The following is a 24,819-nucleotide window of genomic DNA, read 5'->3' as shown; positions in this document are numbered from 1 at the left end:
ACCGAGGAAAACCGTCCATGAAACCGCACCTGACCTACTACGTCGCCGCCAGCCTGGACGGTTTCATCGCCCGCCCCGACGGCAGCGTCGACTGGCTCGACCGTTTCGCCGAGGGCGGCAACGACCACGGCTACAAGAGCTTCTACCAGGGCATCGACGGCCTGCTGATGGGCCGCGGCACCTACGATATCGTGCGCGGCTTCGGCGACTGGCCGTATCCGGGCAAACCCTGCCAGGTACTCACCCGCAACCCGCAGGAAAGCGCAGCGGAAGGCGTCGAGTTGCGCCACGTCACACCCCAAGAAGGCCTCGCGCGCCTCGGCGAACAGGGCTGCCGGCGGATCTGGCTGGCCGGCGGCGGCAGCCTGGCCGGTAGTTGCCTGGCTGCCGGGCTGCTCGACGAGGTGATCGTCAGCGTCATTCCGCAGCTGCTCGGCGCCGGCATCCCGCTGTTCGCCGGCGGCCGCGAGCGGCGCCTGCAACTGCTGGAACAACATGGCTACAACAGCGGCATCGTACAGATGCGCTACCAGGTGATCGCCGAGGACGACCCGCAATGACCGACAACCTGCTGAGCATTTCCGCCGCCTGCCTGTTCGACGACCAGGGCAACCTGTTGCTGGTGCGCAAGCGCGGCACCCAGGCCTTCATGCTCCCGGGCGGCAAGCGCGAGCCGGGCGAGACGCCCCTCGCCGCGCTACAGCGCGAACTGCTGGAGGAACTGCGCCTGCCGATGGGCGCCTCGACCTTCGAGCACCTCGGCAGCTTCCAGGCGCCGGCGGCCAACGAGGCGAACACCCGCGTCGATGCCGATATCTACGTCGCCCGCTTGCCCCACGCCGTCTGTGCGCAGGCGGAGCTGGAGGAACTGGCCTGGCTGGTCCCCGGCCAAGCGCAGCCGGACAATCTCGCGCCGCTGCTGCGCGATCATGTCCTGCCGGCCCTGGCGCGGCGCGCGGCGGAAAACCCGGAAACCCAGGCCGAACACCGGACGCGCCCCGATCATGTGCGCTGAGCGCTAGCGCTACCGTCAACGAAAAAGGCCACCTCGGGGTGGCCTTTTCGCGTTCTCGCACCGATCGCGCGGAATATCGGCGGTTAACGCCTCTCCCTTGTGCGCAGCCTGCGGCTAAGCCTCAGAACGAAGTCCGGCGGTAGGCACGGTAGCGCGGGAACCAGAAGTTCGCCTCGATGGCGTCGTTCAATACCTCGTCGCTGGTATGCAGGGCCTTGCCCTCGGCCTGGGCCTGCTTGGCCACGGCGACGGCGATGCGCTTGCTGACCTCGCGGATGTCACCCAGCGCCGGCAACACGGCGCCCTCGCCCCGGGTAACGATCGGCGAGCAGTTGGCCAGGGCGTTGGCCGCGGCCATCAGCATGCCTTCGGTGACCCGGTTGGCCCGCGCGGCGATCACCCCCAGGCCGATGCCGGGGAAGATATAGGCGTTGTTGCACTGGGCGATGGGAATCCGCTTGTCGCCCACCTGCACCGGTTGGAACGGGCTACCGGTGGCGACCAGCGCCTGGCCGTCGGTCCAGTTGAGGATTTCCTGCGGAGTCGCCTCGACCCGCGAGGTCGGGTTGGACAGCGGCATCACCAGCGGCTGCTTGCAATGGCTGTGCAGCTCACGGATGACCTCTTCGGAAAACAGCCCGCGCTGCCCGGAGACGCCGATCAGCACCGTCGGCCGGGCATTGCGGATCACTTCCAGCAACGCCAGGTCGTCGCCCTGCTGGCCGCCCCAGGCACCGAGATCGGCGCGCTTCTGCGCCAGGCGGTGCTGGAAGTCGAGCAGGTTGCTCATGTCGTCGGTGAGCAGGCCCCAGCGGTCGACCATGAAGATGCGCCGACGCGCCTGGGCCTCGTCCAGGCCCTCCAGTTGCATGGCAGCGATGATCTGCTCGGCGATGCCGCAACCGGCGGAGCCGGCGCCGACGAAGGTCACGGTCTGCTCGCTGAGCTTCTCGCCCTTGGCCTTGCAAGCCGCCAGCAGGGTGCCCACGGCCACCGCGGCGGTGCCCTGGATGTCGTCGTTGAAGCAGCACAGCTCGTCCTTGTAGCGCTCCAGCAACGGCATGGCATTGGTCTGGGCGAAGTCCTCGAATTGCAGCAGGACGTTGGGCCAGCGGCGCTTGATCGCCTGGATGAACAGGTCGACGAACTCCTCGTACTGCGCCCCGCTCACCCGCTCGTGGCGCCAGCCCATGTACATCGGGTCGTTGAGCAGGTCCGGGTTGTTGGTGCCGACGTCCAGCACCACCGGCAGGGTGTAGGCCGGGCTGATACCGCCGCAGGCGGTGTACAGCGACAGCTTGCCGATCGGGATGCCCATCCCGCCGATGCCCTGGTCGCCCAGGCCGAGGATCCGCTCGCTGTCGGTGACCACCACGATCTTCACGTTGTTCTTGGTGGCGCTGCGCAGGATGTCGTCGATCCGCTCGCGGTCCGGGTAGGAGATGAACAGGCCACGGTGGGTCCGGTAGATCTTCGAGAACTCCTGGCAGGCCTGGCCGACCGTGGGGGTGTAGATGATCGGCATCATTTCTTCCAGGTGCTCCTCGAGCAGGCGGAAGAACAGGGTCTCGTTGTTGTCCTGGATCGAGCGCAGGAAGATGTGGCGGTCCAGATCGGTGTTGCACAGGTTGTACTGGCTGTAGGCGCGCTCGGTCTGCTCCTCGATGGTCTCGATGTTGTGCGGCAGCAGGCCCTGCAGGTTGAAATCGATGCGTTCCTGGGTACTGAACGCGCTGCCTTTGTTCAGCAGCGGCATCTCCAGCAGCGAAGGGCCGGCATGGGGAACGTACAAGGGACTCTTGGCTGTTTCGGTCATATCTGGACTCGCTTCTACGGGCTTCACTCGGGTACGGGGACCACGAACATACCCCCGGCGCAGAGGCTTTCCAAGGCCACGGCGAACAACAGGTCATTGCCGGACCCGCAAGTATCGCCACTTGCACGGCGAAACCGGCGCGTCACATCCGGAACCGACCATTCGACGAATGGTCAGAAGGCTGGCGTCAAAATAGGTCACAATAGCCGCCGCTTTCGTAGGGGAATACGCTGGGAACGCCGATGAGTCCCCGATTTTCCTTCGTGAAGCCCGTTATCGCCGGGACAACCTGAATGCATCCAGGCCCGGAAGCAGTTGGCCGTTTCGTTTGACGGCCTGGTCGGAAGAGTCAGGAGGGCTCGTTCCGGTCACCCAGAAGACACTCCGATGAACAGAGAGTAACCACGAACCAGCGGAAGCCTGGACCGTTATTCACGCACGCGAAGACATGCCGAAATGCGTTCACCCTTTTTGACATGCCTGTCTGTAGGCTTCGCGGCCCTTCTGGCCGCCCTCTCGACGCCCAGCCTGGCTTCCAACCAGGTCACCCACACCTTCAAGCCGTCGAAGAATTCCACCCTGTCGCCCAGCCGGGTCGTCAGCACCCGCCAGTCCGCCAACCGCTCGGTGGTCGCGGCCGCCGCTTCCGAAGTCACCGACCGCGCCTTCAGCATGATCGGCACCCCCTACCGCTGGGGCGGCACCACGCCGAAGAAAGGCTTCGATTGCAGCGGCCTGGTCAACTATGTGTTCCAGGATGTCGACGACGTCGACCTGCCGCGGACCGCCCGCGCCATCTACAACATGGACAACAACAAGGTCTCCCGCGGCAAGCTGCAACCGGGCGACCTGGTGTTCTTCCGGATCCGCAGCCGCAGCGTCGACCACGTCGGCATCTACGTCGGCAACGACCGCTTCGTGCACGCGCCGCGGCGCGGCAAGAAGGTCCGCGTCTCCGACCTCAACAGCAGCTACTGGAAACGCCACTACCTGGCCGGCAAGCGCATCCTGCCGACCACCCTCGCCCAGGTCGAAAGCACCCGCAAGCGCTGATTCCGGCGCCTGCGGCTCGCTCAGATGCCCCGCCGCGCCTGTTTCCTCAGCAGGCGCGCGCTGTCCCAGCCGGTCAACAGCACCGCCAGCCAGATCGGCGCGTAGGTCCATAGCTGCTCGGGACGGAACGCCTCGCCGAGGAACAGTACCGCCACCAGGAACAGCAGCACCGGTTCGACGTAGCTGAGAATCCCGAACAGCCCCATCGGCAGCAGTCGGCTGGAAGCCATCATCGCGCCGAAGGCCAGCGCGCTGATCAGCCCCAGCATCGGCAGCAACAGCCACAGGCGTGGCGCCTCGCGGAAGGCCTGGCTCTCGTCGCCCAGCCAGTACAGCGCGGCCAGCGCCAGCGGCAGCAGGAAGAGCATCTCGAAGACGAACCCGGACAGCGCGTCCACGCCCATCCTGCGCCGCAGCATGAAGTACGGGGGATAGCCCAGCGCGGTGACCAGGGAGACCCAGGAGAACGCGCGGGTCAGCCAGAACTCGTGGAGCACCCCGGCCAGCGCGCAGGCCACGGCGATAGCCTGCAGCGGCGTCAGGCGCTCGCCGTAGAACACCCGCCCCACCAGCACCATCGCCAGCGGCAGGAGGAAGTAGCCCAGCGACAGTTCAAGGGTCTTCCCGGCCAACGGCGCCCAGATGAAGATGCCCCATTGCAGCAGCATCATCGCCGCGGTCAGCGGGAAGCAGGCCAGCAGCCAGGGCTCGGCGAACAGCCGGCGCCAGGCGGCGCGCAGGGTCGGCCACTGGCGGGTGGCGACGACCAGCAGGAATACCATCGGGATCGACCAGACCACCCGATGCGCCACCACCTGCAGGCTGTCCAGCGGCTCCAGCAGGTGGACGTAGCCCGGCAGGGTAACGAACAGCACCGAGGCGGCCAGCGACAGCAGCACGCCCTGTCCGGAAATCCTCATGCACGCACCTCGCGCCGGCCGAGCCGGTTGACCCACAGCGAAGCGACGATCACCGCGCCGCCCAGGGCCAGGCGCGGCAGGTCGGCGTGCTGGTTCCAGATCAGCAGGTTGAGCAGCAACCCGACCGGCACGTGCAGGTTGTTCATCACCGCCAGGGTACCGGCGTCCACCTCGGTGGCGCCCTTGTTCCACCAGAACTGGCCGAGGGCGGTGGCCAGCAGCCCCATCCATACCAGTACGCCCCATTGCAGCTCGCCGGCCGGCAGGCGCTGCGGATCGCCGAACAGCAGCCAGGCAGGCAACGCCACCAGCAGCGCGCCAACGAAGAAATAACCGAAGCGCTGGCGCTGCGGCAGCTCGGACGGGTACTTGCGCACCAGGCGCTTGTACAGCACCTGGCCGGCGGCGAAGGTGGCGTTGGCCAGTTGCAGCAGCAGGAAGCCCTGGAGGAACTCGCCGGTGATCCCGTCGTAGCGGATGATCGCCGCGCCCAGCACCGCCACCAGCGCGGCGGCCAGGGCCCAGAAGTTGAAGCGGCGGTTGAGCAGGTCGTCGAACAGGGCCACGTGGACCGGCGTCAGCACGGTGAACAGCAGCACCTCGGGCACCGTCAGCACGTTGAAGCTCAGGTACAGGCAGACGTAGGTGATGCCGAACTGCAGCGCGCCGACCAGCATCACCCCGCCGACGAAACGCGGTTCGACGCCGCGCCAGCGGGTCAGCGGGAGAAACACCAGGCCAGCGAGAAGGACCCGGGTAAGCACGGCGAAGTAGCTGTCGACCTGGCCGGCGAGGTACTCGCCGATCAGGTTGAAGGAGAACGCCCAGAGGACGGTGACGAACAGTAGATAACGCATGGACCAGGCACCAGGATGGGGCGCCGACCATAACGTTTTTGCCGCCGCCAAGGAAGGCCGCGCGGGCCCGCGGCCAACCTCGCCGCCCCTGTACTACTTGCCGTGCGCGGTGGGCCAGCGGTATTCGAGCCAGTGCTCCATGCGCTGGCGCAACAAGCCGCTCTGCTCAGCGATGTGCAGCCACTGGTCGACGTAGCGCTTGAAGGCCTCGTCGCGCGGCAGCAGGTAGGCCTTCTCGGCGAAGTCGAAGGGTTGCTGCGGATGCACGGCGCAGAGTTCCGGGTGCAACCGCGACTGCAGGCGGGCCTCGATGGCGTCGGTCATCATCAGGTCGGCCTTGCCGTCGACGATCTGCTGGAAGATCGTCACGTTGTCCGGATGCACCAGGATCCGGGCCTTCTTCAGGTTCGCCCGGGCGAACTTCTCGTTGGTGCCGCCGGGGTTGACGATGGCCGTCACGCCCGGCTGGTCGATCTGCTCCAGGGTCTGGAAACGCGCTTCTTCGCTACAGAGGGTGATCGGCGTCTTGCCGTCGCGCAGGTAGGGAATCGAGAAATACGCCTGGCGCTGGCGCTCCAGGTTGATCGAGATGCCGCTCATGGCGATGTCGAAGCGGTCGTCGGCGAAATCGCGCATCAGGTTCGGCCAACTGGTCGGCACCACTACCAGCTTGGCCCCCAGGCTCTCGGCCAGGCGCTGCGCCATGTCCACGTCGAAACCGGCGTAACCGCCCTCTTCCGTGCGGTAGCTGAAGGGCTTGTAGTCGCCCGTGGTGGCGACGCGCAGCACGCCGCTTTCGAGGATGCGGTCGAGGCGGCTCTCCTGCGCCTGGAGGCTGGCGCTGGCCAGCAGCGCAAGGCAGGCCAGGGCCTGGACGAGATGGCGGAATGACTTCGGCATGGCGACTCCTCGGGATGGCGGACCGCAGAGAGACTACGCAAGTCGGCAGCCGCGGCCAAATCCCGGAATGCAAGGGAACGCCCGATGACGCCGGGGCGCGGGCCGAGCATGCGGCAGGAGAAGCGGAAAAAAGTGCGCGAAACGGCTGACGACCTCACACCGCCATCGACAGCGGTACGCCCTGCAGCCATTCCGGGTGGTAGCGCAGCAGCATCTCCAGGCCGCGCTCCTGGTAGGCCGGGAAGCTGATCGCGACCAGCGTCTCGCCCTTGACCTTCTGCGGCGGGCCGAGGCGCTGGAGGATCACGCCGTTGCGAACGAAATAGCGCTCCATGGCCGTGGTGGTCACCGCCACCACCGAACTGGCGCCCAGGTACCAGGCGCATTGCAGGCTGGACCAGAATATCTTCATCGCCAGTTGCGGATCGTCCGCCGCGCTGGCGGCGTAGCGCGAAAGCTCCCAGACCGACGGATCGCTGGGCGGGGTTTCGCTGCACAGGTAGGCGAAGACGTCCTTGAGCAGGTAGGCGTCGGTCGTCGGCAGCAGGCGGGCACAACCGCAGATGCCCTGGCGGCCCATGGCGACGATGTAGCGGGTTTGCGGATGGTCGAACTGGTCGAATTCCTGGTCGCGGACCCTGGAGGTGGAGACCACGTCCCAGCCCAACTTCTCGATGAAGACTTGATGCCGGTAGCGTCCCAGCTCGGCGATCATGGCGGCGGAAAGCCCTTCCAGCGATTCAGAGAGCAATTCGATCATGACCAAGTCCCCGTGTCGTGCCGGCCGAGAAAAAAAGGCGGCATCCCTACCCTGATACTCCTGGGCCCTCTCAGTCGGAGGACATACCAGCACACACATGAGGGGGAAGACTAAAGGAGGATGAACGGCAGGCAACCTGCCAGATCTGGTAGGGCGCGCCGGCCGGCGCGCCCTACGCTTCAGATGAGGCCCAGCGCCGCGGCGTAGGCAGCAGCCAGCGTCTTGTTCGGCGCGTCGAACTTCTTCTGGATGTTCTTGTGGTGGAAGTTCACCGTGCTCTCGGAGATGCTCAGGATGATGGCGATTTCCCCGGAACTCTTGCCGTCGGCGGTCCATTGCAGGATCTCGCGTTCGCGATGGCTCAGGCAGACCGGGTTGGACATCAGCATCGGATGCTCCAGGTCGGTCAGCTTCTGGGTCAGCAACTCGATCATGCAACGCAGCCGCAGGCGGATTTCCTCGCGCTCGAAGCTGGAGATGTTCTGCTGGTCGCGCGCCACGGAAAGCACGCTGAGCAAATTGTTCGGCGCGCGGATCGGCAGGGTCGCGCCGACACAGAGGCCCCAATCGCGAGCCTCGTTCCAGAGCATCCGGCTCTGGTCGAACAGGCTGTCGCTCCAGACCACCATTTCCGAGGAGCGCAGGCCGTTGAGGATCGCCGGATCCACGGCCCCGTAGTTCTGCATCTGGTATCGCTCCAGCCAGGCCTTGGGATAGGTGCCATGGACCTCGGTCTTCGGCCGGGTGAAGGGAATCGTGTGGCGCACGCCATAGGCGTAGTAATCGAAGCCCAGGCGCCGCACTTCCTTTTCCAGGACGGCGAACACGCCCTGGCTGTCGTGGATCGGCTGCATCTCGCTACGCAAACCGTCCCACCACAGCAAAAAGCCTCCGTCATTCCTCATTGCAGTAAGCCCTGATCGATAAAATGCATCACAGCAGAATTGGCCCGGGGTATGACGCTGTCAAGCGCGCAGCCTTGCCGATACGGCAAAATCATGGCAACCCTATCTGTTATGCCAGCACCGTTCAGGACGCAGCCTTCAGCCATCGAGCATCCCCCTCCCTATGACAACGTTCGACCACCTGGGCCGCTTTACCGCAAGCGATACTGTGCGGTTGTGACAATTCCATGAAACGCCGACAGGCCGCCGCCATGGCCGGGTCCTCGAGCAAGCGCCACAGCACCCCGCGCAACTCCTGCTCGCGCAACGGCACGCCCAGGCGCATCCCGCAGCCGAGCCGGACCAGCCGTTCGGCATTGTCGAACTGGTCGTGGGCACAGGGCAGCAGCACCTGCGGCACCCCCGCCGCCAAGGCCAGGCTCATGGCGCCGATACCGCCCGGATGGACCAGCCCGGCGCACGATGGCAGCAAGGCTCCCAGTGGCGCGTAGGCGCGCTGCAGCACGTGGTTCGGCAAGCCGCGCAGCGGTTCCTGGCCGGCGCCGGTGAGGAAGATCCCACGCGCGCCGAGGCGTTCCAGCGCGCGCAGGGCCATGGCGTAGAAGTCGCCCTGCAGGTGTTCGGTCGAGCCCTGGGTGAACACCAGCGGCCGGCTGCCCTGATCGAGAAAGCGTTGCAGTTCGTCGTCGAGCGGGGTCCCCGGGATACTGCCGTCGAACAGCGGGAAGCCGGTCATGTGCAGGGGTTGCGGCCAATCCTGCTGGGGCGGCGCGAACCAGGCCGGGAACAGGCAGACCACGCCCTGCGGCGAATGCATCCATTGGGTGAAGATGCGCTTCACCGGCGTTTCCAGGCCGACCTTGCGGCGCACCGCGTTGATCTCCGGCGCGCAGGTGCGATCCAGCTTGAAGCGCTCGATGCAGCGCCAGAGCAGCTTGCGCATCGCCAGCGGCATCTGCTCGGGCACGTTGAACTTGGGGTGTACCGGCGGCAGGTGCGCCGACAACAGGGTCGATGGCGAGACCTGCGCGGACAGGTAGGGAATCCCGTACTTCTCGTGAGCGATGCGTGCGCCCAGCGCCCATAGCGAGCCGACCACCACGATGTCGTCATGGCGCTGCGCCGAGACGTACTCGTAGACCGGCTCGATCATCCCGGCGATGGCTTGCCAGAGCACGCCGAAGGACGTCTTGGGGTCCCACAGGCGCGGATCGCCCATGGTCCGGCGGTAGGTCAGTTCGTCGCTCAGCGGGACGAACGCGATGCCGTGCTGCTCCACCGCGTCGCGAAACACCGGGATGGTGCAGAGGCTCACGCGGTGCCCGCGCAGTTTCAGGGTCCGGGCCAGGCCGATGAAGGGAAATACGTCGCCGGCCGAGCCGATGGCGATGAGGATGGCGTGCATGGGGCTACTCCGTGCGTTATGCAACCGCAAAGCCCGGCCAGGCCGGGTCTTCGCAGGTCAAGGGTTCAGGCGTAGCCGATGGCCATCTCGTGGAATCCCGCCGCGCGTTCCGCCCGCTGCGGCTCCGGTTGCTTCAGCAGGTGCTCGAGCAGGGCGCGGTGCACGCGTACCGCTGCCAGCTTGGACTCCAGGTCGAGGAAATGCCCGGTGCCCTCCACCCGCGAGAAACTGCAGTGCGGCAGGTAGTCGCGGAACTGGCGGGCGTCCTCGGCGGTGGTGTATTCGTCCCAGCTGCCGTTGATGAAATGCACGTGGCTCTGGATCCGCTCCAGGCAAGCCAGGTAGCCCCGATCGTTGAGCGCCAGCACCTGGTCGATGTGAAAGCGCGCCTGCTCGTATTCGCCGGTGGCCAGCGAAGCCATGTGCTGATGGTTGCTGGCTTTCAGGCGCGGCGGCAGGTATTTGCCGACGGTCTCGTTGAGCAGATGGCCGATCGCCGACTTGTCGTCCAGCTCGATCAGCGCCTGCGCCCGCCCGACGTAGTCGAGCATCGCCTGGTTCAGTCCAGGGGCGAATGCCATCACCACCGAGCTGCGGATACCGCGCGGATTGCGCGACAGCGCCAGCAGCGTGGAGATACCGCCCCAGGACGCGGAGACCAGGTGATTGACCTCGAAGCGCTCGATCAGCGCCAGGAGGATTTCCACCTCGTCGTCCTTGGTGATCAACCCGCGCTGCGGGTTGTGCTGACGCGACTGCCCGGCGAAGGGCAGGTCGAACAGCACCACGTTGAAATGTTCGGCCAGGCACTTGCAGGTCCGGGCGAACGAGGCGGTGGTCGCCATCGCGCCGTTGACCAGCATCACCGTGCTGCGCCCGGGATCCTGCCCAACGCGCTCGACATGTACCCGCAGGCCCTTGCAAACCGATACCAACAGACTTTCGCGCCGCATTTCACACCTCCCAAAAATTTTCGAACAGGCAAACAGCTATCGCTGCCACGGGTATCCCGGCATTACGTAGAGTTCGTTCTTATTGTTCGAACGGCAGACAAGTAACTCAGCGGCCATCCGCGCGGACCAGCCACGGCGGATGCGTACCCCTTCAGGCGAGGGGCTTGTGTGGGTCTTGCAGATCGGCCTGCGCAAACGATTGGCGTCCGTGTTCACGCGTAGCCGATGAACACTTTTTAGCCAATTCGAAAGCTAACGGTAACTGCCAGATTTCACAGGACGGGCGGTCGCCTGCGCATAAGCCCCTGCCCGCCCGCGATAAGGCGTGCCAGAGCGGCCGGCGGGGAACAGCGAGGGGTTGGCGGAAAAGGCATGAAAAAACCGGGCGCCAGGCCCGGTTTCCGGTGTCGAAACGCTCTGGCGTCAGGCTTTTGGCAGGGTCACGCCGCGCTGGCCCTGGTATTTGCCGCCACGGTCCTTATAGGACACTTCGCAGGCCTCGTCGGATTGCAGGAAGAGCATCTGCGCCACGCCTTCGTTGGCGTAGATCTTCGCCGGCAGGTTGGTGGTATTGGAGAACTCGAGGGTCACATGGCCTTCCCACTCCGGCTCCAGCGGGGTGACGTTGACGATGATGCCGCAACGCGCGTAGGTGCTCTTGCCCAGGCAGATGGTCAGGACGTCGCGCGGGATGCGGAAGTACTCGACGGTGCGCGCCAGGGCGAAGGAGTTCGGCGGGATGATGCAGACGTCGCTGTTGATGTCGACGAAGCTTTTCTCGTCGAAGTTCTTCGGATCGACCACCGCCGAATGGATGTTGGTGAACACCTTGAACTCGGCGGCGCAGCGCACGTCGTAGCCGTAGCTGGACACCCCGTAGGAAATCACCCGGCTGTCGTCCGCGCCGCGCACCTGGCGCTCGACGAACGGCTCGATCATGCCGTGCTCCTGAGCCATGCGGCGAATCCACTTGTCCGATTTGATGGTCATGGAGGGTGTCCTGTCGAAAGCTGCGAAAAATGATCGCGAATCTTACCGGGGCCGCCGCCCCAGGGCAAAGGCAGCCGTCGCCGACGGCTGCCCGAGCGCCTCAGTCGTCGCTGATGCTGATGTTCGGCAGGCCGACGCTGGCCCGCTCGCTGAGAACGATGCGCGCGCCGACATGGCGGGCGATTTCCTGGTAGAGCATCGCCAGTTGGCTTTCCGGGTCGGCGATCACCGTCGGCCGGCCGCTGTCGGCCTGGGTGCGGATGGCGATCGACAGCGGCATGGACGCCAGCAGCTCGACGCCGAACTGCGCCGCCAGCTTCTCGCCGCCGCCCTCGCCGAACAGGTGCTCGGCATGGCCGCAGTTGGAACAGATATGCACCGCCATGTTCTCCACCACGCCGAGCACCGGGATGTTCACCTTGCGGAACATCTCCACGCCCTTCTTCGCGTCGAGCAGCGCCAGGTCCTGCGGGGTGGTGACGATCACCGCGCCGGCCACCGGCACCTTCTGCGCCAGGGTCAGCTGGATGTCGCCGGTGCCCGGCGGCATGTCCACCACCAGGTAGTCGAGGTTGTCCCAGGCGGTCTGGGTGATCAGTTGGATCAGGGCACCGGAGACCATCGGCCCGCGCCAGACCACCGGCGTGCTGTCGTCGGTGAGGAAGGCCATCGACATCACCTGCACCCCGTGCGCCTCCAGGGGCTCGAACCACTTCTGCTCACGGACCTTCGGCCGGGTGCCTTCCGGCAGGCCGAACATGATGCCCTGGCTGGGTCCGTAGATGTCCGCGTCGAGGATGCCCACCCGCGCACCCTCGCGGGCCAAGGCCAGGGCCAGGTTGGCGGCGGTGGTGGACTTGCCGACGCCGCCCTTGCCGGAAGCCACCGCGACGATGTTCTTCACGTTGCCCATCACCTCGACCTGCGGCTGTGCCTTGTGCGGCTGGATCACGCAGTCGACCCGGACCTCGGCGCGAGCGACGCCGTCGAGCGCCTCCAGGGCCATTTGCAGGGTTTGCGCCAGGCCGTTTCTGAACAGCCCGGCGGCGTACCCCAGTTCCAGGCGCACCCGCACGCGGTCGCCCTGGATCTCCACCTCGCGCAGGCAGCCGGCGCTGACGGGGTCCTGGTTCAGATAGGGGTCCTGGTACTGGCGGAGGGTGGCTTCCACCGTTTGGCGAGTGATAGCGGACATGGGGGATTTCCTGAGGGTTAAGCGGGGAATCGATGCCGGTCATCCTACCCGAGTGGCGCGCGGATGAAAAAAAACCGCCGCTTCTTTATAGTGACCGATCCGTTTAGCTCTCAGCCGATAAGCCGAACCCATGTCCGAACCACGCAAGATCCTCGTTACCAGCGCCCTCCCCTACGCCAACGGTTCCATTCACCTGGGACACATGCTGGAGTACATCCAGACGGACATGTGGGTGCGCTTCCAGAAGATGCGTGGCAACCAGGCCGTCTACGTCTGCGCCGACGACGCCCACGGTTCGGCGATCATGCTCCGCGCCGAGCGCGAGGGCATCACCTCCGAGCAACTGATCGACGCCGTGCGCGCCGAGCACATGGGCGACTTCGCCGACTTCCTGGTGGACTTCGACAACTACCACTCGACCCACTCGGAAGAGAACCGCGAGCTGTCCAGCGCGATCTACCTGAAACTGCGCGACGCCGGGCACATCGACACCCGCCCGGTGACCCAGTACTTCGACCCGGAAAAGCAGATGTTCCTCGCCGACCGCTTCATCAAGGGCACCTGCCCGAAGTGCGGCACCGCCGACCAGTACGGCGACAACTGCGAGGCCTGCGGCGCGACCTACGCCCCGACCGAACTGAAGGACCCGAAATCGGCGATCTCCGGCGCCACCCCGGTGCTCAAGGAATCGCTGCACTACTTCTTCAAGCTGCCGGACTTCGAGGCCATGCTCAAGCAATGGACCCGCAGCGGCGCCCTTCAGGAGTCGGTGGCCAACAAGCTCGCCGAGTGGCTGGACAGCGGCCTCCAGCAGTGGGACATCTCGCGCGACGCGCCGTACTTCGGCTTCGAGATTCCCGACGCTCCCGGCAAGTACTTCTACGTCTGGCTGGACGCGCCGATCGGCTACATGGCCAGCTTCAAGAACCTCTGCGCGCGGCGTCCCGAGCTGGACTTCGACGCGTTCTGGGGCAAGGACTCCAGTGCCGAGCTGTACCACTTCATCGGCAAGGACATCGTCAACTTCCACGCGCTGTTCTGGCCGGCCATGCTCGAAGGCGCCGGCTACCGCAAGCCGACCGCGCTGAACGTGCACGGCTACCTGACCGTGAACGGCCAGAAGATGTCCAAGTCGCGCGGCACCTTCGTCAAGGCGCGCACCTACCTCGACCACCTGGACCCGGAATACCTGCGCTACTACTACGCCTCCAAGCTCGGCCGCGGCGTCGAGGACCTCGACCTGAACCTCGAGGACTTCGTGCAGAAGGTCAACTCCGACCTGGTCGGCAAGGTCGTCAACATCGCCAGCCGCTGCGCCGGCTTCATCCACAAGGGCAACGCCGGCGTGCTGGTCGGCGCCGATCCTGCGCCGGAGCTGCTCGCCGCCTTCCGCGAGGCCGCACCGGGCATCGCCGAGGCCTATGAGGCCCGCGACTTCAATCGCGCCATGCGCGAGATCATGGCCCTCGCCGACCGCGCCAACGCCTGGATCGCCGAACAGGCGCCCTGGGCGCTGGCCAAGCAGGAAGGCCAGCAGGACAAGGTCCAGGCCGTCTGCGGCCTGGGCATCAACCTGTTCCGCCAGTTGGTGATCTTCCTCAAGCCGGTGCTGCCGAAGCTGGCCGCCGCCGCCGAAGCCTTCCTCAACGTCGCCCCGCTGACCTGGGCCGACCACCGGACCCTGCTGGCCAACCACCAACTGAACCCGTTCCAGCCCCTGATGACCCGTATCGAGCCCGCGAAAGTAGAAGCCATGATCGAAGCCTCCAAGGAAGACCTCGCCGCCGCCGCATCCCAACCCGCCGGCAACGGCGAGCTGGTCAAGGAACCCATCGCCGCGGAGATCGACTTCGACGCTTTCGCCGCGGTCGACCTGCGCATCGCCCTGATCGAGAAGTGCGAGTTCGTCGAAGGCGCCGACAAGCTGCTGCGCCTGTCGCTGGACATCGGCGACGCGAAGCGTAACGTATTCTCCGGGATCAAGAGCGCGTATCCCGACCCGAGCGCCCTGGAAGGCCGCCTGACGCTCTATGTGGCCAACCTGGCGCCGCGCAAGATGAAGTTCGGGGTGTCCGAGGGCATGGTCCTGGCCGCCGGCCCGGGTGGCGAGGAGATCTACCTGCTGAGTCCGGACAGCGGCGCCAAGCCGGGCCAGCGCGTCAAGTAACGCAGACCACGAAGCCACGGAGGGCTCGATAGAATGAACGCATGGAAGCTTGCCGCCGGCGTCCTGCTGGCGGCGCTCTACGGATGCTCCGCCGAACACGCCGAAAGCGTCTCCGGCAATGCCGGTTTCCAGGGCGAGACGGGCAAACCCGGCACCGCCCTCGCCTACGAACACCGCGTCGGCATCCGCCTTCCCGCCGCGCGTATCGACGCGCAACTCGCCGCCAGCCGCGACGCCTGCAACAGCGAGCGCTTCGGCCAGTGCGACGTGCTCGCCATCGAACAACGCGGCGGTATCGGCCATTACGCCGAACTCACCGTGCGCATCGTCCCGGACGGCGTGGAAAAGCTGGTCGCGGCCGCTGCCGAGGGCGGCACGCTGGAAAGCCGGCAGACCCGCGCCGAGGACCTGGCCCAGGCGGTCGCCGACACCCGCCAGCAACGCGAGCGCCTGCAACGCGAGTACCAGACCCTGCAGCAATACCAGGGGCGCAAGGACATGAGCGTTGGCGACCTGCTGGCCCTGGCCAAGGAAATCGCCGCGGTGGAAGCCCAACTGGCCGACAACGCCCAGGCCGGCGCCCAGCAGCAGCGGCGCATCGCTACCAACCTGCTGACCCTGAGCTTCAGCAGCGAGGCGCAGCCGGACAGCCGCCTCGGCCAGCTCGCCACGGCCGCCGGGCAACTGCTCGACGACCTTGTCGATGGCACCATCGCCGCAATGAAGTTCTTCGCCTACAGCCTGCCGTTCCTCGTCGTGCTGCTGCCGCTGGGCCTGTTGCTGCGCGGCCTGTGGCGCTGGTTGCGGCGGCCCGGCAAGAACAAGGCGCGCTGAGCCCAGGCATACGGGCGGACCGGGAGGGTCCGCTCTTTCGCCCAGGACCGCCTGACGGGCCTGGCAACTCACAAGGAGGAAGACCGATGACCGCCACCAGCGACCTGATCGAGTCACTGATTTCCTATAGCTGGGACGACTGGCAGGTGACCCGCCAGGAAGCCCGCCGGGTGATCGCCGCGATCCGCAACGACAACGTGCCCGATGCGACCATCGCCGCACTCGACAAGAGCGGCTCGCTGATCAAGCTGTTCCAGCGGGTGGGCCCGCCGGAACTGGCGCGCTCGCTGATCGCCAGCATCGCCGGGCGCACCACCATGCAGCGCTACCAGGCACGCAATGCCTTGATCCGCAGCCTGATCAACAATCCCCTGGGCACCCAGACCGACAACTGGATCTACTTCCCCACCATCACTTTCTTCGACATCTGCGCCGACCTCGCCGACGCCGCCGGTCGCCTGGGCTTCGCCGCGGCCGGCGCCACCGGGGTGGCCAGCCAGGCGATCCAGGGTCCGTTCAGCGGGGTCGGCGCCACCGGCGTCAATCCGACCGACCTGCCGTCCATTGCCTTCGGCGACCAGCTCAAGCTGCTCAACAAGGACCCGGCGACCGTCACCAAGTACAGCAACCCGCTCGGCGACCTGGGCGCCTACCTGAGCCAACTGTCGCCGCAAGACAAGCTGAACCAGGCACAGACGCTGGTCGGCCAGCCGATCAGCACGCTGTTCCCCGACGCCTATCCGGGCAACCCGCCGTCTCGGGCCAAGGTCATGTCCGCGGCTGCGCGCAAGTACGACCTGACGCCGCAACTGATCGGCGCGATCATCCTCGCCGAGCAGCGTGACCAAACCCGCGACGAAGACGCCAAGGACTATCAGGCGGCAGTCAGCATCAAGAGCGCCAACACCTCCATCGGCCTCGGCCAGGTGGTGGTCTCCACCGCGATCAAGTACGAGCTGTTCACCGACCTGCTCGGCCAGCCGGTGCGCCGCGGCCTGTCGCGCAAGGCGGTCGCCACCCTGCTGGCTTCCGACGAATTCAACATCTTCGCCACCGCCCGTTACATCCGCTACGTCGCCAACCTGGCGTCGCAACAGGACCTGCGCAAGTTGCCGAAGACCCGCGGTGCATTTCCCTCCATCGATCTCCGCGCCTACGCCGGCAATCCGCGCAACTGGCCGCGGGACAATGTCCGCGCGCTGGCCTCGGAATACACCTCGCGTCCCTGGGACGACAACCTGTCGCCGGGCTGGCCGATGTTCGTCGACGATGCCTACGCCACCTTCCTCGACCCTGGAATGAGGTTCCCATGAAGACAGTCACCCTGATTCTCGCCAGCCTCGCCCTGCTGGCCTGCACCGCGGAGTCCGGGGTGGACTTCGACAAGACCCTGACCCACCCGAACGGCCTGGTGGTGGAGCGCCCCGTCGGCTTCGACGCGCGGCGCAGCGCCGAGGGCTTCCGCTTCGACGAAGGCGGCAAGCTGCGCAACCCACGCCAACTGGAGGTCCAGCGCCAAGACGCGCCGCCCCCGCCCGACCTGGCGAGCAGGCGCCTGGGCGACGGCGAGGCGCGCTACAAGGTAGAGGAAGACGACGGCGGCTCCGCAGGCAGCGAATACCGCCTGTGGGCAGCCAAGCCGGCGGGCGCGCGGTGGATCGTGGTCAGCGCCAGCGAGCAGAGCGAGGATGGCGAACCGACCTTCGCCCTGGCCTGGGCGCTGCTGGAGCGGGCCAGGTTGCAATAGAACCGCTCTCTGCGGAGTGCCGGACGCTCCGTGGAACCTCCGTCGATCCGGGCGGAGCAGCATCCTGCTCGGGTTGCGGTAGCGCTTTTTCGCTCAGTCTGCGCCCATCGGATTTTCCCTGACATATTTTGTTTCATAGTACTGAGACTCAGGCGCGCCGCGGTTTTCCGGCGATGTGCGCAACAATTTGCACAGTTTTTTTGACGTAGCATCCGCGCGATCACGCACTTCGGATCGAGCACGGCGAACAGGGACGCCAGCCGTGCAGGTTTTTCGAGAAACAGGGGACAGCGGATGTTCAACCCGGCCAACCAGACCCACTTCAGCCTCAGCCTCGACGGCCTCCGTCACGACCTGCAGGTTCTCGAATTCAGCGGCCACGAAGGCATCAGTCGCCCCTATCGTTTCGAACTCGAACTGGTCGGAGCGCGCGCCGGCCTCGACCTCGAAGCGTTCCTGCACCGGCCCGCCTTCCTCGCCTTCACCCCGCAGGGCCAGGGTGTCCACGGCCTGGTCTACGGCGCTGCCCAAGGCGATGCCGGCAAGCGCCTGACCCGCTATCGCCTCACCCTCGTGCCGCAACTGGCCTACCTCGCGCAGCGCAACAACCAGCGGATCTTCCAGCACCTCACGGTGCCGCAGATCGTCGCCCTGATCCTCGAGGAGCACGGCATCCTCGCCGACGCCTACCGCTTCCAGCTCGGCACCCGGTATCCCGAGCGCGAATACTGCGTGCAGTACGACGAAAGCGACCTGCATTTCGTCCAGCGCCTCTGTGCCGAAGAGGGCATCCATTTCCATTTCCGGCACAGCGCCGAGGCGCACCTGCTGGTGTTCGGCGACGACCAGACGGTGTTCCCCCGCCTGGGCCGTCCCACCGCCTACGTGCACGACAGCGGGCTGGTCGCCGACGAACCGGTGATCAAGCGCTTCAGCCTGCGCCTGGCCAGCCGCACCACGCGCACCACTCGCCGCGACTACGACTTCGAGAAGCCGCGGCTGCTGCTGGAGGCCGGCAATCGCCCCGCTGCCGACGCCCCGGCCGAGCCGGACCTGGAGGACTACGACTACCCCGGTCGCTTCGTCGATCGCCAGCGCGGCAAGCTGCTCAGCCAGCGCGCCCTGGAGCGGCACCGCGCCGACCGGCGCCTGGGCGAAGGGGTCAGCGACCAGCCGCTGCTGGTCAGCGGGCATTTCCTGAAGATCGCCGAGCACCCGCGCGCGGAGTGGAACGACCTGTGGCTGCTCAGCGAAGTCTTCCACGAAGGCAAGCAGCCGCAGGTGCTGGAAGAGAACGTTACCTCCGACACGTCGGCCAGCACGGACGACTTCCAGCAGGGCTACCGCAACCGCTTCCTCGCCACGCCCTGGGAGGTGTTCTTCCGCCCGCCGCTGGAGCACCCGAAGCCGCGCGTGCTGGGCAGCCAGACCGTGGTGGTGACCGGCCCGCCAGGCGAGGAAATCCACTGCGACCGCTACGGCCGGGTCAGGGTGCAGTTCCACTGGGACCGCGAGGGCCAGGGCGACGACAAGAGCAGTTGCTGGCTGCGCGTAGCCAGCGGTTGGGCCGGCAACGGCTATGGCGGCATCGTCATTCCGCGGGTCGGCATGGAAGTGTTGGTGGACTTCCTCGAAGGCGATCCCGACCAGCCGCTGGTCAGCGGCTGCGTCTACCACGCCGCCCACCCGGTGCCCTACGAGTTGCCGGCGAACCAGACCCGCAGCGTCTTCAAGAGCCTCAGCAGCCCTGGCGGCGGTGGCTACAACGAGCTGCGCATCGAGGATCGCAAGGGCCAGGAACAGATCTTCGTCCATGCCCAGCGCGACTGGGACGAGAACATCGAGCACGACCAGAAGATCCGCGTCGGCCACGAACGCCACGACACCGTGGAGGCGAACAGCTACAGCGAGTTCAAGGCCGAGGAGCATCACACCGTACGCGGAGAGCGCAAGGTCGAGCTGAAGGCCGATGACCACCTGACGGTCGGCGACAGCCAGCATGTGAAGCTCGGTCGTGCCTACCTGGCCAAGGCCGGGCGCGAGATCCACCTGAAGGCCGGGCAGAAGATGGTGATCGAGGCCGACAGCGAACTGACGGTGAAGGCCGGCGGCAGCTTCATCCGGCTCGACGCAAGCGGCATCGCCATCAGCGGCCCGCTGGCACGGATCAATGCAGGCGGCGCGCCGGGAAGCGGCTCGGGGATCGCGATCAAGATGCCGTTGACGCCGGGGGCGGCGGACGCCGATGTCGCAGGACGCCCGCTACAACCCGCCAACGCCGGTCTCCACGCCAGCGATCCGAAGCAGAACGGCGAATACCGCTTCGATATCCGTTTGCAGGATATTCCCGGAGACGAAGGATTCCCCTTGATTCATACGCCCTGGCGCATCGTCCAGGGTAAGGAGCACAACCTGGTATTGGAAGGCGAGAGCGACGAGAAGGGACGGTTGGTGCTGGACGACACTCAACAGCGTCAGCTATCGAACGCCTGCGAGCGTGCGCCTGGCGATGTCTGGCTGGTGTATCCGGGGCAACGAATAGGCATCCGTCCGCATCGGGAGCGTGAGGGTTGGGACGCCACGCGCCACGCGCTGGGCGCGCTGGACTTCCATGACACCCTGGGCGGCCAGCGCGCGCCCACCCCGCTCGAACACCAGCGCGGCAAGCTCGACAGTTGCTGCGAAGGCGACCTTTATTCCCACCTACTGGCCAAGGACTGATCCATGTTGCAGAAGAAGCCCTACAACGGCCTCCACGAAAAGGAACTCAACCAGATCAACCAGCAGGATGGCAGCCCCTGCGTAGCCATTTCCGCACCGGGCTGTTTCATCAAGGGGTCCAACCTCTTTTCCGAAAAGCGGGCCGGTAACCGGGTCCGCTTCTTCACCACCGGCCGGGACTACTTCAGCGACCTGGCCAGCGCCCTCGACAGCGCCAGTTCGAGCATCTTCATCACCGGCTGGCAGGTCAACTACGACGTCCTCCTCGACGGCCGCCGCAGCCTCTGGCAGTGCCTGCGCCAGGCGCTGGAGCGCTCGCCCGCGCTGAAGGTCTACGTGATGCCCTGGCTCAGCCCTTCCGGCAGCCTCGGCACCTATGACTTCGAAACCATGCTCGCGGTGTTCCAGCTCAACGCCGGACTCGAGGGCGGCGCGCGCGCCTTCTGTACGCCGGCGATCCAGCAGAGCGACATGCAGGGACTGGGCGTCGCCTTCTCCCACCACCAGAAATCCGTGGTGATCGACAACCGCATCGGCTATGTCGGCGGGATCGACCTTGCCTATGGCCGTCGCGACGACAACGATTTCAGCCTCGACGCCTCCGGGCGCCGGGGCAACGACGCCTATAATCCCGGCCTACCGCATCTTGGCTGGATGGCGGAGGACGAACACGTCAGCTCCATGGGCCTGATGATGGCCACCCTGTTCGACCTTTCCAGGCCGCTCGCCAGCCTGACGCTGCATGCGCCCACCCTTCGCCTGTCGCCCTTCCCGCACATCGCCGCCAGCGACGAACCGCTGCTGAGCATTCCCCTCGCACCCAGCCGCGCCCGCGCCCTCAACGGCGGCGCCTACCTTTCCGACCTGTTCCGCAGCCCGATGCTGCCCTCCCTGCAATGGCTCGGCCGCGCCTACAACAGCTCGAAAGAAGGCCTGGACGAAGGCTTCGAACGGCTCGATGCGCTCAGGCGGCAGATGGTCGCCAGCAGCATCCGCGCCATTGCCAACCTGATCGCCGACAACCTCGACGCCCTGCCCATCGAGCCTGAACTCGAACGCCGCCTGCGCGCCTGGCTGGAGGAACTGCGCACGGCCGCGCTCAACCTGCCGGAAGCCCTGCGGATCAAGAGCCTGCTCCTGATCAACCAGTGGATGAGCGAAACCGAACTGGGCCAGGTCCTGACCCTGATCAGCGGCAAGGGCTTCGAAGATATCCCGCAGAACCTGAGCGGCAAGGCCGGCGAGTTGGCCGGCTCGCTGTTCTGGACACTCCACAGGCTGTTGCAGGCCCGCGCCGGAGGCCACCAGCAACCCTATCGCTACCTGGACGAAGCGCCTCAGCCATTGGCCTCGCCGGACAACGCCCGGCTGGCCGCCGACCAGCCGCGCATGCCCTGGCAGGATGTGCATTGCCGCATCGAAGGGCCGTCGGTGTACGACCTGGCGCGCAACTTCATCGACCGCTGGAACGGCCAGCAGGCCTACCTGGCCAAGACGCCGGCGCTACAGGATACGGCGCTGGTACGCAGCGCCCTGGAAGCCGTGATGAAGTGGCTGAACAGCCTGGCCGCCGCCGCGGGATTGGAGAACTACCTGGACGAGAAGCGCAACCTCCGGCTCGAACTGGACCCACCCACGCCCTGCTGGATCAACGCGCCGGAACAGTTGCCGCAAGAACCGGAGGTGCGCCGCGGCGGCATGACCGTACAGGTACTGCGCAGCGCCGCGGCGCGCATGCTCGAACAGGAGCAGGCCGGCCGCCTCGGCGCGGGAGTGAACCTGCCCTTGCAGGTCGGCGTCTCCACCGAAGGAGTCCAGAGCAACTGCAAGGACGCCATGCTCCTGGCGATTTCCGGGGCGCAGCAGTTCATCTATATCGAGAACCAGTTCTTCCAGAGCGAGTTCGGCAAGGAAGGCGAAGTTTTCAAGGATCTGCCCCTTTCAGGCCCCATGGCCAGTCTGCGCGACGTTGGCAGCCTGCGACGCGACTTCGTCGTCCGGATACGCTTGGAGGAAGCCCTGGAGCAGCGCGACCTCTGGCTGCTGGACTGGGCCGAAGTGGAGAAGATCGCCCAGGAGCCTGGCACCGAGGCCCGCCAGTTCCTCAAGTCGATGCTCGCCATGTGGGGCGTGAACGCCCAGGGCTGGCTCACCCACAAGCTCGGCGAGGCCCAGCACGGCCTGCTCAACGAGATCGGCGAAGCCCTGGCGCGGCGCATCGAACGGGCCATCCAGCGCGAGCACCCGTTCCACGTCTACCTGGTCCTGCCGGTGCACCCGGAGGGCGCGCTGAACGTGCCGAACATCATGCACCAGGTGCACCTGACCCAGCAGAGCCTGGTGTTCGGCGAACAGAGCCTGGTCAAGCGCATTCAGCGGCAGATGGCGCTCAAGGCCCTGGAAGGCAAGTCCGACCCGGCCCAGGCCCGGGAAATCATCGAGCGCAAGGACGCTCGCGGTCGCCCGGTCTACGAACAGCAGGACTGGAGCCGCTACCTGACCCTGCTCAACCTGCGCACCTGGGCGGTGCTCGGCGGGCGGGTGGTCACCGAACAGATCTACGTGCACAGCAAGCTGCTGATCGCCGACGACCGGGTGGCCATCCTCGGCAGCGCCAATATCAACGACCGCAGCCTGCAAGGCGAGCGCGACTCCGAGCTGGCGGTGATGGTGCGCGACAGCGAGCCGCTGACGGTCAGGCTGGACGGCAAGAACGACGCCATCGTCGGCAAGGCCATCCACCAGTTGCGGGTGAATTTGTGGAAGAAGCATTTTGGCTTGAGCCAGGGGCCAGGCGGTTTCGTCAAGCCGGCCAGCGAGTTGAGTGCTTATCTGTCCATCCCGGCGGCTCAAGAGGCCTGGGAAGCTATACAAACATTAGCCAAGGAGAATACTCGTGCCTATGAACGGACTTTCAATTTTATTCCCCAAAATATCAGCCAGACTCAACTGCAACTGACTCCAGAGCCGCCTAAAGGATTTGAGGACGGATTTCCCGCCTCCATATGGCCAACCTGGGCATACAGAAAACCTGGCGAGTTAAGGGCGGGCGGACAACTGATGGAGCCGATGCCATATCAGGAAATCTTCTGGCGCTCATCTAATCTCACTTCGGTGAAAACCTTCCCACCACCCAACGGGGTTTCCGGTTTCATCACGGCTCTACCAACCAGTTGGACCCGTGGTGAGCGCAATGATTCTGGCTTGAATCTAAGCATCCTGGCACATCAGGACAGCAGATCGCTTCCCACCCAGGTCGCCATGAATGGAGATAGCTCGGCACAAGGAAAGCATCGCACATGAAAAGGGTTTTGATGGGGCTTATCCTATTGAGCAGCTCGAATATAACTTGGGCAGAGGCCCCCTCAAGTAAATACCAGGAGTGTCTGGGTCGAATGACCTTCGAGATACCGGAGGAGATGGAGTGGGCAACTTATGATGCCTCACGAGTCTGGCAGATATCCAAAGGGGGGGGGCATAACTTTACCGCCGAGGTGACCGCCGTAGGTGACAACGGCAGCTATGACTACGACAGTATGATTTTTTACGTTTCCGAAAAGGTTGATAAAAATGAATTCCATAACGCCTCAAACTACATAAAAGGAACAGCAGAAATATACCAAGACCATCTTAGAGAAAACATAAAACTAGACAAGAAAGCAATAAGTACGCTCCAAAAAAACAAGAGCGAAGAGAAAAGTATTGAACGGATAAAAAAAGGAATCGCAGAAATGGAGGCCAAGATTCCTCTCGCCAAGATCTACGAACACGATCTCGGCATCCCCGAATCCCATATCCTTGGCAGCAAGAATATCCCCTTCCATGTCCTGCTCTGGCGCAACCAGCGGGTCTATTACTTCACCTTCTCCAAGCCGACCGAGAACTCCGCCCAGCGCATCAAGGACCTAATCGCCCGTTTCCGCACCCGCGAGCTTTACGAAGTGCCGAACGAACCGGGCATCTGCTTCCCCTACGGCTTTATCGCCGACGACGGCAAGACCGCCTACGAACTGAAGAACAGCCTGCGTTTCACCCGCACGCCCAACGTGATCTTCAGCCTGCTCACCGCCTCGGCCAACGATCCCTGGCAGACCCGTCCCACCAGCGGCCTCTACGACAGCGACTTCCGTCCCGGCTACGACCGGCAGAAATGGAAAAAAAGCGCGCTGCTCGACAGCCTCCACATCGGCAAGCGCCTGGCCGCCTTCGAAGGCTGGCGCCTCGACCCGCGCCCCGACTCCGGCGAACGGGAACGCGCCTGGTTCGGCCTGGCCCATACAGGCGGCACCCTCGATCCGCTGGTAGCGATCCAGGTGCAGACCTTCCAGAAAGGCACCGACGACCTCACCGACTACACCCCGCCCCCCGAAGAAGTACTGCCCCGCCTGAAGGCCCTGAGCCAAAGCATCGAGCAGCGGCTGGCGCGCTGAAACCCACATCGCGGGCACTTGCACGAGCCTCCGCCATGGACCATGGGTCCTGGCGGCGCCTGCGACTGACTGGGTTGCCATGCCAAACTGCGAAGGTACGCTAGCCTTGCAGGGCAATCCCACCCGATAATAGGGGATTTCCCCGACGGCC

General features: G+C 65.4%; 20 protein-coding genes. 10 read left to right on the top strand and 10 right to left on the bottom strand.

Annotation, left to right across the window (positions count from 1 at the left end):
* The first annotated feature begins 17 nt into the window (after nt 1–17).
* Nucleotides 18–560: a dihydrofolate reductase family protein gene (locus tag VQ067_RS08080; RefSeq protein ID WP_003111057.1), complete on the top strand. Its 543-nt coding sequence runs from the start codon at nt 18–20 to the stop codon at nt 558–560.
* On the top strand, nt 557–1,015 hold the full coding sequence (locus VQ067_RS08075) for an NUDIX hydrolase (RefSeq protein WP_003113894.1): 459 nt from the start codon (nt 557–559) through the stop codon (nt 1,013–1,015). Before VQ067_RS08080 ends, VQ067_RS08075 begins: the two co-directional genes overlap by 4 nt.
* Nucleotides 1,016–1,136: 121 nt before the next feature.
* On the opposite strand, the gene VQ067_RS08070 is transcribed toward VQ067_RS08075, so the two are convergent.
* Nucleotides 1,137–2,831, bottom strand: a complete 1,695-nt coding sequence (locus tag VQ067_RS08070; protein WP_340080816.1) for an NAD-dependent malic enzyme — start codon at nt 2,829–2,831, stop codon at nt 1,137–1,139.
* Between the two features lie 456 nt (nt 2,832–3,287).
* Between VQ067_RS08070 and VQ067_RS08065 the strand changes: the two genes are divergently transcribed.
* A complete protein-coding gene (locus tag VQ067_RS08065) occupies nt 3,288–3,884 on the top strand; it encodes a C40 family peptidase (protein ID WP_003103763.1) in 597 nt (198 codons plus the stop codon).
* A 20-nt stretch (nt 3,885–3,904) separates the two neighbouring features.
* Here VQ067_RS08065 and rarD read toward each other — a convergent pair whose 3' ends face one another.
* The 9 genes from rarD to apbC all read right to left on the bottom strand — a co-directional run bounded on the left by rarD (nt 3,905) and on the right by apbC (nt 12,769).
* Entirely contained in the window at nt 3,905–4,804 is a 900-nt protein-coding gene (rarD, locus tag VQ067_RS08060) for an EamA family transporter RarD (RefSeq protein WP_003091995.1), read from the bottom strand.
* Nucleotides 4,801–5,661, bottom strand: coding sequence for a carboxylate/amino acid/amine transporter (locus tag VQ067_RS08055; RefSeq protein ID WP_003092000.1), 861 nt, complete (start codon nt 5,659–5,661; stop codon nt 4,801–4,803). The genes rarD and VQ067_RS08055 overlap by 4 nt, the downstream gene beginning before the upstream one ends.
* A 93-nt stretch (nt 5,662–5,754) precedes the next feature.
* Nucleotides 5,755–6,561 carry a cyclohexadienyl dehydratase gene (gene pheC, locus VQ067_RS08050; RefSeq protein ID WP_003092003.1) on the bottom strand — a complete coding sequence of 269 codons (807 nt, stop codon included), beginning with the start codon at nt 6,559–6,561 and terminating at the stop codon, nt 5,755–5,757.
* Between the two features lie 154 nt (nt 6,562–6,715).
* Entirely contained in the window at nt 6,716–7,321 is a 606-nt protein-coding gene (gene rhlI, locus VQ067_RS08045) for an acyl-homoserine-lactone synthase RhlI (protein ID WP_003092004.1), read from the bottom strand.
* Nucleotides 7,322–7,500: 179 nt separating this feature from the next.
* Nucleotides 7,501–8,226: a quorum sensing system transcriptional regulator RhlR gene (rhlR, locus tag VQ067_RS08040; protein WP_003119559.1), complete on the bottom strand. Its 726-nt coding sequence runs from the start codon at nt 8,224–8,226 to the stop codon at nt 7,501–7,503.
* Nucleotides 8,227–8,350: 124 nt separating this feature from the next.
* Nucleotides 8,351–9,631, bottom strand: a complete 1,281-nt coding sequence (locus VQ067_RS08035; RefSeq protein ID WP_034020168.1) for a glycosyltransferase — start codon at nt 9,629–9,631, stop codon at nt 8,351–8,353.
* Nucleotides 9,632–9,696: 65 nt separating this feature from the next.
* Entirely contained in the window at nt 9,697–10,584 is an 888-nt protein-coding gene (rhlA, locus tag VQ067_RS08030; RefSeq protein ID WP_003092013.1) for a 3-(3-hydroxydecanoyloxy)decanoate synthase, read from the bottom strand.
* 423 nt (nt 10,585–11,007) lie between these two features.
* Complete coding sequence (gene dcd, locus VQ067_RS08025; protein ID WP_003092017.1) at nt 11,008–11,574, bottom strand: dCTP deaminase; 567 nt, start codon at nt 11,572–11,574, stop codon at nt 11,008–11,010.
* A 100-nt stretch (nt 11,575–11,674) separates the two neighbouring features.
* Nucleotides 11,675–12,769 (bottom strand): iron-sulfur cluster carrier protein ApbC, encoded by a 1,095-nt coding sequence (gene apbC / locus VQ067_RS08020; RefSeq protein ID WP_003092020.1) that lies wholly within the window; start codon nt 12,767–12,769, stop codon nt 11,675–11,677.
* Nucleotides 12,770–12,899: 130 nt separating this feature from the next.
* Here apbC and metG point away from each other — a divergent pair, with 130 nt between their 5' ends.
* From metG to VQ067_RS07985, 7 genes are all read left to right on the top strand, one after another.
* A complete protein-coding gene (gene metG / locus VQ067_RS08015; RefSeq protein WP_003092021.1) occupies nt 12,900–14,936 on the top strand; it encodes a methionine--tRNA ligase in 2,037 nt (678 codons plus the stop codon).
* A gap of 33 nt (nt 14,937–14,969) precedes the next feature.
* Nucleotides 14,970–15,770 (top strand): DUF4349 domain-containing protein, encoded by an 801-nt coding sequence (locus tag VQ067_RS08010; protein ID WP_033991316.1) that lies wholly within the window; start codon nt 14,970–14,972, stop codon nt 15,768–15,770.
* Nucleotides 15,771–15,856: 86 nt separating this feature from the next.
* Entirely contained in the window at nt 15,857–17,083 is a 1,227-nt protein-coding gene (gene tse3, locus VQ067_RS08005; RefSeq protein WP_003092026.1) for a type VI secretion system effector muramidase Tse3, read from the top strand.
* A complete protein-coding gene (gene tsi3 / locus VQ067_RS08000) occupies nt 17,080–17,517 on the top strand; it encodes a T6SS effector muramidase immunity protein Tsi3 (RefSeq protein WP_033991314.1) in 438 nt (145 codons plus the stop codon). The genes tse3 and tsi3 overlap by 4 nt, the downstream gene beginning before the upstream one ends.
* Nucleotides 17,518–17,811: 294 nt before the next feature.
* Nucleotides 17,812–20,238: a type VI secretion system Vgr family protein gene (tssI, locus tag VQ067_RS07995; RefSeq protein WP_060853384.1), complete on the top strand. Its 2,427-nt coding sequence runs from the start codon at nt 17,812–17,814 to the stop codon at nt 20,236–20,238.
* A 3-nt stretch (nt 20,239–20,241) separates the two neighbouring features.
* The gene (pldA, locus tag VQ067_RS07990; RefSeq protein WP_033991445.1) at nt 20,242–23,541 is read left to right on the top strand and encodes a phospholipase D; all 3,300 of its coding nucleotides are present in this window, start codon (nt 20,242–20,244) and stop codon (nt 23,539–23,541) included.
* Between the two features lie 428 nt (nt 23,542–23,969).
* Nucleotides 23,970–24,668: a T6SS immunity protein Tli4 family protein gene (locus tag VQ067_RS07985; protein WP_033991447.1), complete on the top strand. Its 699-nt coding sequence runs from the start codon at nt 23,970–23,972 to the stop codon at nt 24,666–24,668.
* Nucleotides 24,669–24,819: the final 151 nt, after the last annotated feature.

The organism is Pseudomonas sp. KBN12P06040 (genome assembly GCF_037574965.1).
Taxonomy (GTDB): domain Bacteria; phylum Pseudomonadota; class Gammaproteobacteria; order Pseudomonadales; family Pseudomonadaceae; genus Pseudomonas; species Pseudomonas aeruginosa.
Note: the sequence above shows the minus strand (reverse complement) of the source record. Positions and strands in the feature narration are given on the sequence as shown.